This window comes from Bacillus sp. FSL R5-0603 (assembly GCF_038050295.1).
Lineage (GTDB): Bacteria > Bacillota > Bacilli > Bacillales > Bacillaceae > Bacillus > Bacillus subtilis.
In genome coordinates, this window is sequence record NZ_JBBOYP010000001.1 from 68,616 (window position 1) to 83,730 (window position 15,115).

A 15,115-nucleotide genomic window follows, 5' to 3' on the forward strand; every position below is an offset into this window, starting at 1 on the left:
GGTTTGAATTTTTCCAGGGAACGAACGATAACTGAAATACAAAACGACTATAAAGAACAAGTAGAACGGCAAAATCAGCTGAAGAAACGAAGACGCAAAGGGCTGTACAGACGGTTAACTGTGTTCGGCGCCCTAGTATTCCTGACGGCAATTGTGCTGGCAAGCTCTGTCTGGTCCCAAACATCTTCCCTTAGTGCAAAAGAAGAAAAGAAAGAACAGCTTGAAAAAGAACTGAAAAGTTTAAAGACAAAACAAACGGATTTAAAAGAAGAAATATCCAAATTGAAGGATGAGGATTACGTCACAGAGCTTGCCAGAAGGGACTTATTCATGTCTGGAGACGGAGAAATTATCTTCAATGTGGAGAAGAAGAGCAAGTAGCCTTGTTGACACTTAAATTTTTATTTAGGTATAATTAAGCAAACGATCTTTTTATAAGCCTAAGGAGGAGCACTTTTTTTATGTCGATTGAAGTTGGCAGCAAGTTGCAAGGGAAAATTACAGGTATTACAAATTTTGGAGCGTTTGTTGAATTGCCTGGAGGCTCAACCGGTCTCGTTCACATTAGTGAGGTAGCTGATAATTATGTCAAAGACATTAACGACCACTTAAAAGTCGGCGACCAAGTTGAAGTGAAAGTCATCAACGTTGAAAAAGACGGGAAAATTGGTTTATCTATTAAAAAAGCTAAAGACCGTCCGCAAGCCAGACCTAGAAATGATTTCCGTCCGAAAGAATCTTTTGAACAGAAAATGAATAAGTTTTTAAAAGACAGCGAAGATCGCTTGTCATCTTTAAAACGCAATACGGAATCAAAACGTGGAGGGCGCGGAGCAAGAAGAGGATAACTTGCTGCTTTCTATAAAATAAATGAAGCATCCGTTCATCCCGACGGATGCTTTTTTATTATCCTCACCCTCTATAAGAGTCAGAAAATTACAACATTAAAGTTTCTGTTGACGAAAGAGACAAACCTTTGTATTATATAACTTGTGCTTAGAAGCACAAAACAATATGGCGGTGTAGCTCAGCTGGCTAGAGCGTACGGTTCATACCCGTGAGGTCGGGGGTTCGATCCCCTCCGCCGCTACCATATTTGTTTGGCCCGTTGGTCAAGCGGTTAAGACACCGCCCTTTCACGGCGGTAACACGGGTTCGAATCCCGTACGGGTCATCCTAAAAAATCGGTTTCTCTTGCAGAAGCCGATTTTTTTCATTTTTAGACAACATTCCGGAAATTCTTTTCATAAACGAATATCAAGGCAGAAACCGTCGAAGATTTCTTTGGTATTGTTACCTTCTTTTGACAAAATCCTATCTGTGCTTTCGCTATAATGACAGGCAACGAATATAACAGGTGGGAGATGAGAGGAATGGAAAAAGCAGAAAGAAGAGTGAACGGGCCAATGGCGGGACAAGCTTTGGAAAAACTCCAATCGTTTTTTAACAGGGGCACGAAGCTGGTGACTCATCATTTGCATTCACTGTTTTTCTATAAAGGATTCATTTATGTTGTCATCGGATTTTTGCTTGGACGGGCTTTCATATTATCCGAGGTGCTTCCTTTCGCACTTCCTTTCTTTGGAGCGATGCTTCTCATCAGAAGAGACAAAGCGTTTTATGCGGTTTTGGCTGTGCTTGCAGGTGCGCTGACCATATCTCCAAAGCACTCATTGCTCATACTGGCGGCATTGCTGGCATTCTTCGTATTTTCTAAAGTGGCTGCCTTCATTACCGACGATCGTGTAAAAGCACTCCCGATTGTCGTGTTCTTCTCCATGGCTGCAGCAAGAGCCGGGTTTGTTTATGCCCAAAATGGCGTATTTACAACCTATGATTATGTAATGGCTATCGTTGAGGCTGGACTATCGTTTATCTTAACACTGATTTTCCTTCAGAGCCTTCCGATTTTTACTGTGAAAAAAGTGAAACAATCATTAAAAATAGAGGAAATCATTTGCTTTATGATTCTTATAGCTTCTGTTTTAACGGGGCTGGCTGGCTTGTCCTACCAAGGGATGCAGGCAGAACATATATTGGCTCGTTATGTTGTATTGAGTTTTTCCTTTATTGGCGGAGCAAGCATTGGCTGTACGGTTGGTGTTGTGACCGGCCTGATTCTTGGCTTGGCGAATATCGGAAACCTATATCAAATGAGTCTGCTTGCTTTTTCCGGTTTATTGGGCGGTTTGCTGAAGGAAGGAAAAAAAGCGGGTGCAGCAATCGGTCTGATCGTTGGATCGCTTCTTATATCTTTATATGGTGAAGGCTCTGCCGGTCTGATGACAACGCTCTATGAGTCATTAATCGCAGTCGGCCTGTTTTTGCTCACACCTCAATCTATTACAAGGAAAGTGGCGAGATATATTCCGGGAACTGTCGAGCATCTTCAAGAGCAACAGCAATACGCTAGAAAAATCCGTGATGTCACTGCTCAGAAGGTAGACCAGTTCTCCAATGTATTTCACGCGCTGTCTGAAAGCTTTGCAACCTTTTACCAAGCATCAGACGAACAGACAGATGACAGCGAAGTTGATCTGTTCTTAAGCAAAATCACGGAGCATTCCTGTCAGACGTGCTACAAGAAAAACAGGTGCTGGGTACAGAACTTTGATAAAACATATGACTTAATGAAACAAGTTATGCTTGAAACAGAGGAAAAAGAATATGCATCAAACCGAAGGCTGAAAAAAGAGTTTCAACAGTATTGTTCTAAATCCAAGCAGGTTGAAGAGCTGATTGAGGATGAGCTCGCACATCATCATGCCCATTTGACACTCAAGAAAAAAGTCCAAGACAGCAGGCGCCTTGTTGCTGAACAGCTTTTAGGCGTTTCTGAGGTTATGGCCGACTTTTCTCGGGAAATAAAAAGAGAGCGAGAACAGCACTTTCTGCAGGAAGAGCAAATCATAGAAGCGCTTCAGCATTTCGGAATTGAGATTCAGCATGTCGAGATCTATAGTCTTGAACAAGGAAATATCGATATTGAAATGACCATTCCGTTCAGCGGACATGGAGAAAGTGAAAAAATCATTGCTCCTATGCTTTCTGACATTCTGGAAGAACAAATTCTTGTGAAAGCCGAACAGCACTCTCCGCATCCGAATGGATACAGCCATGTCGCCTTTGGATCAACAAAATCATACAGGGTGTCCACGGGAGCTGCTCACGCTGCGAAGGGCGGCGGCCTTGTCTCCGGCGACAGCTACAGCATGATGGAGCTTGGAGCCAGAAAATATGCTGCAGCAATCAGTGACGGAATGGGCAATGGCGCAAGAGCGCACTTTGAAAGCAATGAAACGATCAAGCTTCTTGAAAAAATCCTTGAATCGGGAATTGATGAAAAAATAGCAATTAAAACGATCAACAGCATACTGTCTCTAAGGACAACTGACGAAATATATTCCACGCTTGACCTATCTATTATCGATCTTCAAGATGCCAGTTGTAAATTTTTGAAGGTTGGATCGACGCCTAGCTTTATCAAACGTGGTGACCAGGTCATGAAAGTTCAAGCGAGCAATCTGCCAATCGGTATTATTAATGAATTTGATGTGGAGGTTGTGAGTGAACAGCTGAAAGCGGGTGACCTCTTAATTATGATGAGTGATGGCATTTTTGAGGGGCCTAAGCATGTGGAAAATCACGACTTATGGATGAAACGTAAAATGAAAGGGTTGAAAACAAATGACCCGCAGGAGATTGCCGATTTGCTTATGGAAGAAGTCATCCGCACAAGATCCGGCCAAATTGAGGACGATATGACTGTTGTTGTCGTCCGGATTGATCACAATACACCGAAGTGGGCATCCATTCCTGTTCCGGCAATCTTTCAAAACAAACAAGAAATTTCATAACGCTTCCGTATAAATCAAATTTCTTCTGGCGAAGATGGGAATATATGAATCTGAGAATCCTCGTATTCTCCAGGAGGAATGAATGTGAACAACGGACATTTAAATCAAATTTTGCTGATAACGGATGGCTGCTCAAACCATGGGGAAGACCCGCTTGCAATGGCTGCTTTTGCTAAAGAGCAGGGGATTACGGTAAATGTCATTGGTATAATGGAAGAAAATCAAATTGACCCTGAGGCAATGAAGGAAGTCGAAGGGATTGCACTTGCCGGAGGAGGCGTGCACCAAGTCGTTTATGCATCTCAGCTTTCACAAACTGTTCAAATGGTAACAAAAAAAGCGATGACGCAAACCTTACAAGGTGTAGTCAATCAAGAACTGAAACAGATTCTCGGAAAGAATGTGGAAATGGAAGAGCTTTCTCCGGAAAAACGCGGCGAAGTCATGGAAGTGGTAGACGAGCTTGGAGAAACGGTGCATCTTCAGGTTTTGGTTCTTGTTGATACAAGTGCAAGTATGGCGCCAAAGCTTCCAACAGTAAAAGAGGCGCTGATTGATTTGTCTGTAAGCCTCAATTCCCGAATCGGGAATAACGAATTTGCGATGTGTATATTTCCCGGGAAAAAACAAGAGGTCGAGCTTGTGCTGAACTGGACACCGAAGCTGCAATCTCTTTCCACACTCTTTGCAAAGCTTTCGACAGGCGGCATCACGCCGACAGGTCCGGCGATTCGTGAAGCGACACTGCAGTTTGAAAAAATACGCTCAAGAAGGGGCATGCTGGTAGATGATGAACGACGCTTTGACGAGTTTGGCATGTAGCCTCAAGCCGGGTACGACAATCAAAGGCAAGTGGAATGGAAACACTTATACATTGCGTAAACAGCTTGGTAAAGGGGCCAATGGAATTGTGTATTTGGCAGAAACATCAGATGGACATGTTGCCTTAAAGGTGAGTGATGACAGCCTGTCTATTACTTCTGAAGTGAATGTCTTGAAATCTTTCTCAAAGGCCCAGTCCGTTACGATGGGGCCTTCTTTTTTTGATACGGATGATGCCTATATTCCCAGTGCCAATACGAAAGTTTCATTTTATGCAATGGAATACATAAAAGGGCCGCTGCTTTTGAAGTATGTCAGTGATAAAGGAGCAGAGTGGATACCTGTATTAATGATTCAGCTGTTATCCAGCTTATCGGTGCTTCACCAGCAAGGATGGATATTCGGCGATCTTAAACCTGATAATCTGATCGTAACTGGTCCGCCCGCAAGGATCCGCTGCATTGATGTGGGCGGCACGACAAAGGAAGGCCGGGCGATAAAAGAGTATACGGAGTTTTATGACAGAGGCTATTGGGGGTATGGAACAAGAAAGGCAGAGCCATCCTATGATCTGTTCGCAGTTGCCATGATTATGATCAACAGTGTGCATAAAAAAGAATTTAAGAAAACGAACCAGCCCAAAGAACAGCTTAGGTCTCTCATCGAAGGAAACCCGCTGCTTCAAAAGTATAAAAAAGCGCTTTTTTCAGCCTTGAACGGAGATTATCAATCCGCAGATGAAATGAAAAAGGATATGCTAGACGCGGGGCAAAAAGCATCACAAAGAAAACAGCCTATAAAAGCATCACCGCAGCCTGCCACACGACAAAGACAGCAAATACCGCGCCAAGGAAAAATAACGAAGACGCGATATACCCCAAAACAGAAACCGGCTAAGTCGGGGGGGTTATTTGAAACAACGCTTATCGTGATCAGTGTTTTAGCGCTTTATTTCGCCTATATTATCTTTTTCTTAATCTGAATGGCGCAAACTGCAGAGCCTATGCTTCTTCTTTGCTTGGAGGGGTTGAAAGTGTTAGGATATGAATATCTTTAAAATACCTGCTCATTGTGAGGAGGACATTGTGAAAAGTGTCAAAGATTTTTTAAACAAACACAATCTTACGTTAAAAGGGGCGACAATCATTGTAGGCGTTTCCGGCGGTCCGGACTCAATGGCTCTTCTTCACGCGTTGCATACGTTATGCGGCCGTTCAGCGAATGTTATTGCAGCTCACGTTGACCATCGGTTCAGAGGTGCGGAATCCGAGGAGGACATGCGTTTTGTCCAAGCTTATTGTAAAGCTGAACAGCTCGTGTGCGAAACGGCTCAAATCAATGTAACCGCATATGCACAGGAAAAAGGACTCAATAAGCAGGCTGCAGCACGCGATTGCCGCTACCAGTTTTTTGAGGAAATCATGTCGAAGCACCAAGCGGACTATCTGGCTCTTGCGCATCATGGTGATGACCAGGTTGAAACAATGCTTATGAAACTGGCTAAGGGTACGCTTGGAACGGGACTTGCGGGAATGCAGCCGGTTAGACGTTTTGGGACGGGGCGGATCATCAGGCCGTTCTTACCCATTACAAAGGAAGAGATCCTTCACTATTGCCGTGAAAACGGCTTGAGCTACCGGACGGATGAAAGCAACGCCAAAGATGACTACACAAGAAACAGATTCAGAAAAACAGTGCTCCCGTTTTTGAAGCAGGAATCTCCGGATGTGCATAAAAGGTTTCAGAAAGTGAGTGAAGCACTGACGGAAGATGAGCAATTCTTACAGTCATTAACGAAAGATGAAATGAATAAAGTAATCACAAGCCAGTCTAATACATCAGTTGAAATCAATTCCTCTCAATTGCTTGCCCTCCCGATGCCTTTACAAAGAAGAGGAGTTCAACTAATATTAAACTATCTTTATGAAAACGTTCCATCATCCTTTTCAGCCCATCACATTCAGCAGTTTCTCGATTGGGCGGAAAATGGCAGTCCTTCAGGAGTACTGGACTTTCCGAAAGGACTGAAGGTGGTCAAATCATATCAGACATGTTTGTTTACATTTGAACAATGGCAGTGCAAAAATGTTCCCTTTGAATACCAAATTAGCGGAGCTGCTGATGAAACGGCAGTACTCCCTAATGGATATCTGATAGAGGCAAAGCATTATGCGGACTCGCCTGAAGAACATGGGAATGCTGTTTTTATCACAAGTGAAAAAAAGGTGCGGTTTCCCTTAACAATCCGGACGAGAAAAGCTGGAGACCGGATCAAACTAAAAGGGATGAACGGCTCAAAAAAGGTAAAGGATATATTTATTGATAAGAAACTGCCTCTCCAAGAAAGAGACAACTGGCCGATTGTGACGGACGCAAGCGGTGAAATTATCTGGATACCTGGCTTGAAAAAATCAATTTTTGAAGATCTTGTGATTCCAAACAGCGACCGCATTGTATTACAATATAGACAGCATGAAAAGTGTAGGGGGCAAGCAAAATCATGATGAAACATGATATCGAGAAAGTACTGATCTCAGAGGAAGAGATACAAAAGAAAGTAAAAGAGTTAGGTGCAGAATTAACGAGCGAGTATCAAGATACATTTCCGTTGGCAATCGGTGTGTTAAAAGGAGCACTTCCTTTTATGGCGGATCTTATCAAGCATATTGATACATATTTGGAAATGGATTTCATGGATGTATCAAGCTACGGAAATTCTACGGTTTCTTCTGGAGAAGTAAAAATCATTAAAGATTTGGATACATCTGTAGAGGGCCGGGACATCTTAATTATTGAAGATATCATCGACAGTGGGTTAACCTTAAGTTATCTCGTAGAGCTCTTCCGATACCGTAAAGCAAAATCAATTAAGATTGTTACCCTTTTGGATAAACCAAGCGGAAGAAAAGCGGACATCAAAGCAGACTTTGTCGGTTTTGAAGTTCCTGACGCGTTTGTAGTGGGTTACGGACTTGATTATGCTGAGCGCTATCGCAATCTGCCTTATATCGGAGTGTTAAAACCGGCAGTTTATGAAAGATGATCGGCAGCCTGCTTCCGAGATGGTTATTGTTTGTATTGGAATGATTTTCTATGGTACTATTGAACATAGTTGTGCTTACTGTGGGAGGAGGTAAGGAATGAATCGGGTCTTCCGTAATACCATTTTTTATTTACTTATTTTATTAGTAGTAATCGGGGTTGTGAGCTACTTCCAGACCTCAAATCCGAAAACAGAAAATATGTCGTACAGTACGTTCATCAAAAACCTGGATGACGGGAAAGTTGATAGCGTATCGGTTCAGCCTGTCAGAGGTGTTTATGAGGTAAAAGGGCAGCTGAAAAACTACGACAAAGATCAATACTTTTTGACTCATGTTCCTGAAGGAAAGGGAGCAGACCAGATATTTAACGCTTTGAAAAAGACAGACGTAAAGGTTGAGCCCGCGCAAGAAACAAGCGGATGGGTGACGTTCCTGACGACCATCATCCCATTTGTCATTATCTTTATTCTGTTTTTCTTCCTGCTCAATCAGGCTCAAGGCGGCGGCAGCCGTGTCATGAACTTTGGCAAGAGTAAAGCGAAGCTGTATACAGAGGAAAAGAAACGCGTCAAATTTAAAGACGTTGCAGGGGCTGACGAAGAAAAGCAAGAACTTGTTGAAGTTGTTGAGTTTCTGAAAGATCCCCGCAAGTTTGCCGAGCTCGGCGCCAGAATACCAAAAGGCGTGCTTTTAGTCGGACCTCCAGGTACCGGTAAAACATTGCTTGCCAAGGCTTGTGCAGGAGAAGCCGGCGTACCTTTCTTCAGCATCAGCGGATCTGATTTCGTTGAAATGTTTGTAGGGGTCGGTGCTTCCCGTGTGCGTGACTTGTTTGAAAATGCGAAAAAGAATGCGCCTTGTTTGATCTTCATTGATGAAATTGACGCAGTCGGACGCCAGCGTGGCGCTGGTCTCGGCGGTGGACACGATGAACGTGAACAGACGCTAAACCAATTGCTTGTTGAAATGGACGGATTCAGCGCTAATGAAGGAATTATCATCATTGCTGCGACGAACCGTGCGGACATCTTGGACCCAGCCTTACTTCGTCCGGGACGTTTTGACCGTCAAATCACAGTGGACCGCCCAGATGTCATTGGCCGTGAAGCTGTATTGAAAGTCCATGCGAGAAACAAACCGCTGGATGAAACGGTTAACCTAAAATCAATTGCCATGAGAACACCAGGCTTCTCAGGCGCTGACTTAGAAAACCTCTTGAATGAAGCTGCGCTTGTAGCGGCTCGTCAAAACAAGAAAAAAATCGATGCGCGTGATATTGACGAAGCGACGGACCGTGTAATTGCCGGACCCGCTAAGAAGAGCCGCGTTATCTCCAAGAAAGAACGCAATATCGTGGCTTATCACGAAGGCGGACACACCGTTATCGGTCTCGTTTTAGATGAGGCAGATATGGTTCATAAAGTAACGATTGTTCCTCGGGGCCAGGCTGGCGGTTATGCTGTTATGCTGCCAAGAGAAGACCGTTATTTCCAAACAAAGCCGGAGCTGCTTGATAAAATTGTCGGTCTCTTGGGCGGACGTGTTGCTGAAGAGATTATCTTCGGTGAAGTCAGCACAGGGGCGCACAATGACTTCCAGCGTGCGACGAATATTGCAAGACGAATGGTTACGGAATTCGGTATGTCAGAAAAACTGGGACCGTTGCAATTTGGACAGTCTCAGGGTGGCCAGGTATTCTTAGGCCGTGATTTCAACAACGAACAGAATTACAGTGATCAAATCGCTTACGAAATTGATCAGGAAATTCAGCGCATCATCAAAGAATGTTATGAGCGTGCGAAACAAATCCTGACTGAAAATCGTGACAAGCTTGAATTGATTGCCCAAACGCTTCTGAAAGTTGAAACGCTTGACGCTGAACAGATCAAACACCTTATCGATCATGGAACATTACCTGAGCGTAATTTCTCAGATGATGAAAAGAACGATGATGTGAAAGTAAACATTCTGACAAAAACAGAAGAAAAGAAAGACGATACGAAAGAGTAATTCGCTTTCTTTCTAAAAAAACTGCCGGCTGACGCTGGCAGTTTTTTTATGTAAATGATGGGCTCAGGTGCGGCTTTTACAATCATCCAATTCTGGTATCGATTTGTTTACAAATGAGCCGCTAATCGTGTATGGTATTGTAGAATGTTTGTAAAAAGTAAAGTAGAGAAACTATTCAAAAGTGGTGATAGAGGTTGTTACTGGTTATCGATGTGGGGAACACCAATACTGTACTTGGTGTATATCATGATGGAAAATTAGAATATCACTGGCGTATAGAAACAAGCAGGCATAAAACAGAAGATGAGTTTGGGATGATTTTGCGCTCCTTATTTGATCACTCCGGGCTTATGTTTGAACAGATAGATGGCATTATTATTTCATCAGTAGTGCCGCCAATTATGTTTGCGTTAGAAAGAATGTGCACAAAATACTTTCATATCGAGCCGCAAATTGTTGGTCCAGGTATGAAAACCGGTTTAAATATAAAATATGACAATCCGAAAGAAGTGGGGGCAGACAGAATCGTAAATGCTGTCGCTGCGATACACTTATACGGCAATCCATTAATTGTTGTCGATTTCGGAACCGCCACAACGTACTGCTATATTGATGAAAACAAACAATACATGGGCGGGGCGATTGCCCCTGGGATTACAATTTCGACAGAGGCGCTTTACTCGCGTGCAGCAAAGCTTCCGCGTATTGAAATCACCCGGCCCGACAATATTATCGGAAAAAACACTGTTAGCGCGATGCAATCTGGGATTTTATTTGGCTATGTCGGCCAAGTGGAAGGAATCGTTAAGCGAATGAAATGGCAGGCAAAACAGGAACCAAAGGTCATTGCGACAGGAGGCCTGGCGCCGCTCATTGCGAACGAATCAGATTGTATAGACATCGTTGATCCATTCTTAACCCTAAAAGGGCTGGAATTGATTTATGAAAGAAACCGCGTAGGAAGTGTATAGGAGGTTTAGTAATGGATTATTTAGTAAAAGCACTTGCGTATGACGGAAAAGTTCGGGCTTATGCAGCGAGAACGACTGATATGGTAAATGAGGGGCAGAGACGCCATGGTACGTGGCCGACAGCATCTGCTGCACTAGGCCGCACAATGACAGCTTCACTTATGCTCGGCGCTATGCTGAAGGGCGATGATCAGCTGACTGTGAAAATCGAGGGCGGAGGTCCGATCGGAGCTATTGTAGCTGATGCCAATGCCAAAGGAGAAGTCAGAGCCTATGTCTCTAACCCGCAAGTTCATTTTGATTTAAATGAACAAGGCAAGCTTGATGTCAGACGTGCGGTTGGAACAAACGGAACGTTAAGTGTCGTAAAAGATTTAGGTTTGCGCGAGTTCTTCACAGGACAAGTAGAAATCGTTTCAGGAGAATTAGGAGAGGATTTCACTTACTATCTTGTATCATCTGAGCAGGTTCCTTCATCAGTGGGCGTAGGTGTGCTCGTGAATCCTGACAATACCATTCTTGCGGCAGGGGGCTTTATTATTCAGCTGATGCCGGGAACAGATGATGAAACAATCACAAAAATTGAACAGCGTCTATCTCAAGTAGAGCCGATTTCTAAGCTCATCCAAAAAGGGCTGACACCAGAAGAAATTTTAGAAGAAGTCCTAGGCGAGAAACCTGAGATTTTGGAAACGATGCCTGTCAGATTCCATTGCCCTTGTTCAAAAGAACGGTTCGAAACAGCCATTTTAGGACTAGGCAAAAAAGAAATTCAAGATATGATAGAAGAAGATGGACAAGCCGAAGCAGTATGCCATTTTTGTAATGAAAAGTACTTATTTACAAAAGAAGAGCTGGAAGGGCTTCGTGACCAAACTACCCGCTAAGCTCTTTAGCGGGTTTTTAATTTGAGAAAAGGGGCTGAAAGCAGGTTTGAAATCAAGAACAATCTGGACCATTATTTTAGGGGCGCTGTTGGTTTGCTGTATTGCTGTTGCATATACGCTGACGAAATCCCAAGCCGGCGCATCGTCATCCGGTGAGTCTATTGCGACTATCGGAGGCAAGAGTGTGACAAGAGAAGAATGGCTGAAAGAAATGGAAGATCAGTATGGTAAGTCAACGCTTGAAGATATGATCAATGTCCGAGTTGTTGAGCAGCTGGCTAAAAAGAACAACCTTAAAATATCCAAAAGCGAAGTTGATCGTGAGTTTTTGCTGATTAAAGCGGTCAATAATTCCTTTTACGAAGATGAACATACGACGGAGAAAGAGTGGAAAGACCAAATTCGTTATAATATCCTCCTTGAAGAATTATTAACAAGGGATATCGATATCTCAAACAAAGAACTGGAATCATTCTATCATAAAAATAAGGAACTATATCAGTTTGATGATTCGTATCGAATTCGGCACATTGTTGTAAAAGATGAAGAAGAAGCGAGAGAAGTCCTGAAAGAACTCAAAGGCGGATCAAGCTTTGAAGCTGTCGCTGCCGAAAGATCCACTGACAGATATACATCACCATACGGCGGAGATTTAGGTTTTGTCACAGAGGCATCAGACAACATTCCATCAGCATACATTGAAGAGGCGAAAACACTCAAAGAGGATGAATGGTCTCAGGAACCAATAAAGGTCAGCAATGGATATGCCATTATCCAGCTGAAAGAAAAACTAAAGGCAAGAACGTTCTCATTTGATGAAGTAAAAGACCAGATCAGACGGCAAATCGCAATGGATCAGCTAGGCGATAAAGCGACAGTTAAGACACTTTGGAAAGAAGCCGATGTATCTTGGTTTTATGGAGAAAAAAGTACTAAGTGATTGACAAAAAATTTTGAAATTGATAGATTATATACATAATACCAATACAAATAGTCGGAAATTGAGGTGTCGAGAATGGTACGTGTAGCAAACTCCATTACTGAATTAATCGGGAATACGCCAATCGTTAAATTAAATCGCCTTGCAGATGAAAACAGTGCGGATGTATATCTAAAACTTGAATACATGAACCCTGGAAGCAGTGTAAAAGACCGTATCGGTTTAGCCATGATTGAAACGGCTGAAAAAGAAGGAAAATTAAAAGCCGGTGATACAATCATTGAACCGACAAGCGGAAATACAGGAATCGGGCTTGCAATGGTTGCTGCTGCTAAAGGATTAAAAGCCATTTTGGTTATGCCTGATACAATGAGCATGGAGCGCCGCAACCTTCTTCGCGCATACGGTGCTGAGCTTGTGCTGACTCCTGGCGCGGAAGGCATGAAAGGTGCCATTAAGAAAGCTGAAGAGCTTGCTGAAAAGCACGGATACTTTGTGCCGCAGCAGTTTAACAACCCTTCTAACCCAGAAATTCACCGCCAAACAACGGGTAAAGAAATCGTTGAGCAATTCGGTGATGATCAGCTTGACGCATTTGTAGCCGGAATCGGAACGGGCGGAACGATTACGGGAGCGGGCGAATTGCTGAAGGAAGCATACCCTTCCATCAAGATTTACGCTGTTGAACCGTCAGATTCCCCAGTGCTTTCAGGAGGAAAACCAGGCCCCCACAAAATTCAGGGAATCGGAGCTGGATTCGTGCCGGACATCTTAAACACTGAAGTATATGATGAAATCTTCCCTGTGAAGAATGAAGAAGCATTCGAATATGCCCGCAGAGCTGCACGTGAAGAAGGAATTCTCGGAGGCATCTCATCAGGTGCGGCAATTTATGCTGCTCTTCAAGTAGCAAAAAAACTCGGAAAAGGCAAAAAAGTATTGGCCATCATTCCAAGTAACGGCGAACGTTATCTAAGCACGCCGCTGTATCAATTCGATTAAAAAAAGCCAAAACTCCCGGTCCGCCGGGAGTTTTTTTATATTTCGTGCATCAAATATGCCATGTCTGCGACGAATGTTATTCTTGGAAGAGAAATTCACTTTTTTCACTAACAACATTGCTTTACAATTAAAAACAAGTAAAAAAGAAAATAGAGGAATGATACAAATGGCACAACGCAGACCGGCAGGCAAAAAAATACCTTTTCAAAAAGACTCATTCTTACAACAATTTGAGAAACTTGCGCAATCCCGAAAACATCATGTACTTCTCGAAAGTGCAAGAGGCGGCAGATATAGTATAGCCGGTCTTGATCCAATTGCGACTGTGAAAGGAAAAGACGGAATAACTACAATTAAGCATGGTGATGAGATGCTGTTTAAAGAAGGTGATCCATTACGGGCCTTCCACAGCTGGTTTAAAACGCTGGAAACAGAAACGAATCATGAGTTCCCTGACTTTCAAGGCGGGGCAATCGGGTTTCTCAGCTATGATTACGCACGGTACATTGAAAATTTTAAAATGCTCTCGTTAGATGATCTAGAAACACCAGATATTTATTTTCTTGTTTTTGATGATATAGCAGTTTATGACCATCAAGAAGAGTCTCTATGGCTGATTACTCATGTTAATGGTTCTGATCAGGAAACAGCGGATGTGAAGCTATCTGAGTTAGAGCAGATGTGGCTGACTGAGCTTCCCGCTGTCTCTTCGCGAGAGATGAAGCCTGAAACAGATGGTTCCTTCGCGGCGCCATTTACCGAGGATGGGTTCTCACAAGCTGTAGAGAAAATCAAACAATACATTGCCAGCGGAGATGTGTTTCAAGTCAATCTATCAATAAGGCAGTCACAGTCACTGTCTGCCCACCCATATCAAATTTACAAAACCTTGAGAGAAGTAAATCCTTCTCCTTATATGGCGTATTTAGAAACACCTGATTTCCAAATCATTTGCGGATCGCCTGAACTGCTTGTCAGCAAAAAGGGCAAGCTATTAGAGACGAGACCAATTGCGGGCACCCGTTCCAGAGGGAAAACAAATGAAGAAGACGAGGCGCTTGCAAACGAATTGATCCACAATGAAAAAGAACGCGCGGAACATGTCATGCTGGTTGATCTTGAGCGAAATGATCTAGGAAGAGTATCACGTTACGGGTCTGTGCGCGTAAATGAATTCATGGCAATTGAAAAATACTCGCATGTAATGCACATTGTGTCTAATGTCCAAGGTGAACTGCGGGATGGGTATGATGCTGTAGATATTATTCATGCTGTATTCCCCGGAGGAACCATTACTGGTGCACCGAAAGTAAGAACGATGGAAATTATAGAAGAACTTGAGCCGACACGCCGAGGGCTTTATACTGGATCTATAGGGTGGTTTGGATATAATCACGATCTGCAGTTTAATATCGTCATTCGAACCATTTATGCAACCGGAGGGCAGGCATTTATGCAGTCCGGCGCAGGAGTTGTGATTGATTCTGTTCCGAAGCACGAATACAAGGAATCATTCAAAAAAGCTTTTGCGATGCAAAGAGCATTAGAGCTGAGCAAAGAAGAGACAAAAATTAGATGAGGT

The 15,115-nt window shown here is 43.2% G+C and carries 13 protein-coding genes and 2 tRNA genes; all 15 read left to right on the forward strand.

Going from position 1 to position 15,115, the window contains the following annotated elements:
* Positions 1-3: 3 nt before the first annotated feature.
* The 15 genes from divIC to NYE56_RS00440 all read left to right on the forward strand — a co-directional run bounded on the left by divIC (position 4) and on the right by NYE56_RS00440 (position 15,112).
* Complete coding sequence (gene divIC / locus NYE56_RS00370; protein WP_003243211.1) at positions 4-381, forward strand: cell division protein DivIC; 378 nt, start codon at positions 4-6, stop codon at positions 379-381.
* An 80-nt stretch (positions 382-461) separates the two neighbouring features.
* Positions 462-848, forward strand: coding sequence for a S1 domain-containing RNA-binding protein (locus tag NYE56_RS00375; RefSeq protein WP_003218379.1), 387 nt, complete (start codon positions 462-464; stop codon positions 846-848).
* A 168-nt stretch (positions 849-1,016) separates the two neighbouring features.
* Positions 1,017-1,093, forward strand: a tRNA-Met gene (locus tag NYE56_RS00380).
* 9 nt (positions 1,094-1,102) lie between these two features.
* A tRNA-Glu gene (locus NYE56_RS00385) sits at positions 1,103-1,174 on the forward strand.
* Between the two features lie 199 nt (positions 1,175-1,373).
* Complete coding sequence (spoIIE, locus tag NYE56_RS00390) at positions 1,374-3,857, forward strand: stage II sporulation protein E (RefSeq protein ID WP_015253002.1); 2,484 nt, start codon at positions 1,374-1,376, stop codon at positions 3,855-3,857.
* Between the two features lie 84 nt (positions 3,858-3,941).
* Positions 3,942-4,679: a VWA domain-containing protein gene (locus tag NYE56_RS00395; protein WP_286315702.1), complete on the forward strand. Its 738-nt coding sequence runs from the start codon at positions 3,942-3,944 to the stop codon at positions 4,677-4,679.
* The gene (gene prkT, locus NYE56_RS00400) at positions 4,645-5,661 is read left to right on the forward strand and encodes a protein kinase domain-containing protein (RefSeq protein WP_213419825.1); all 1,017 of its coding nucleotides are present in this window, start codon (positions 4,645-4,647) and stop codon (positions 5,659-5,661) included. Before NYE56_RS00395 ends, prkT begins: the two co-directional genes overlap by 35 nt.
* Before the next feature lie 103 nt (positions 5,662-5,764).
* On the forward strand, positions 5,765-7,183 hold the full coding sequence (gene tilS, locus NYE56_RS00405) for a tRNA lysidine(34) synthetase TilS (protein ID WP_070548359.1): 1,419 nt from the start codon (positions 5,765-5,767) through the stop codon (positions 7,181-7,183).
* Entirely contained in the window at positions 7,180-7,722 is a 543-nt protein-coding gene (gene hpt / locus NYE56_RS00410) for a hypoxanthine phosphoribosyltransferase (protein WP_341283300.1), read from the forward strand. Before tilS ends, hpt begins: the two co-directional genes overlap by 4 nt.
* Before the next feature lie 97 nt (positions 7,723-7,819).
* Positions 7,820-9,733, forward strand: a complete 1,914-nt coding sequence (ftsH, locus tag NYE56_RS00415; protein ID WP_003243881.1) for an ATP-dependent zinc metalloprotease FtsH — start codon at positions 7,820-7,822, stop codon at positions 9,731-9,733.
* Between the two features lie 194 nt (positions 9,734-9,927).
* Entirely contained in the window at positions 9,928-10,704 is a 777-nt protein-coding gene (locus NYE56_RS00420) for a type III pantothenate kinase (RefSeq protein ID WP_010886388.1), read from the forward strand.
* Between the two features lie 11 nt (positions 10,705-10,715).
* The gene (gene hslO, locus NYE56_RS00425) at positions 10,716-11,591 is read left to right on the forward strand and encodes a redox-regulated molecular chaperone HslO (protein WP_123374533.1); all 876 of its coding nucleotides are present in this window, start codon (positions 10,716-10,718) and stop codon (positions 11,589-11,591) included.
* A 46-nt stretch (positions 11,592-11,637) separates the two neighbouring features.
* Entirely contained in the window at positions 11,638-12,531 is an 894-nt protein-coding gene (locus tag NYE56_RS00430; RefSeq protein ID WP_003226693.1) for a peptidyl-prolyl cis-trans isomerase, read from the forward strand.
* A 75-nt stretch (positions 12,532-12,606) separates the two neighbouring features.
* The gene (gene cysK / locus NYE56_RS00435; protein ID WP_341283301.1) at positions 12,607-13,533 is read left to right on the forward strand and encodes a cysteine synthase A; all 927 of its coding nucleotides are present in this window, start codon (positions 12,607-12,609) and stop codon (positions 13,531-13,533) included.
* A gap of 166 nt (positions 13,534-13,699) precedes the next feature.
* Entirely contained in the window at positions 13,700-15,112 is a 1,413-nt protein-coding gene (locus tag NYE56_RS00440) for an anthranilate synthase component I family protein (protein WP_341283302.1), read from the forward strand.
* Positions 15,113-15,115: the final 3 nt, after the last annotated feature.

Excerpts from the sequence above, each read along its gene's own strand:
- NYE56_RS00375 (WP_003218379.1), top strand. The coding sequence starts at position 462 with ATGTCGATTGAAGTTGGCAGCAAGTTGCAAGGGAAAATTACAGGTATT.
- spoIIE (WP_015253002.1), top strand. The coding sequence starts at position 1,374 with ATGGAAAAAGCAGAAAGAAGAGTGAACGGGCCAATGGCGGGACAAGCT.
- prkT (WP_213419825.1), top strand. The coding sequence starts at position 4,645 with ATGATGAACGACGCTTTGACGAGTTTGGCATGTAGCCTCAAGCCGGGT.
- hpt (WP_341283300.1), top strand. The coding sequence starts at position 7,180 with ATGATGAAACATGATATCGAGAAAGTACTGATCTCAGAGGAAGAGATA.
- ftsH (WP_003243881.1), top strand. The coding sequence starts at position 7,820 with ATGAATCGGGTCTTCCGTAATACCATTTTTTATTTACTTATTTTATTA.
- hslO (WP_123374533.1), top strand. The coding sequence starts at position 10,716 with ATGGATTATTTAGTAAAAGCACTTGCGTATGACGGAAAAGTTCGGGCT.
- cysK (WP_341283301.1), top strand. The coding sequence starts at position 12,607 with ATGGTACGTGTAGCAAACTCCATTACTGAATTAATCGGGAATACGCCA.
- NYE56_RS00440 (WP_341283302.1), top strand. The coding sequence starts at position 13,700 with ATGGCACAACGCAGACCGGCAGGCAAAAAAATACCTTTTCAAAAAGAC.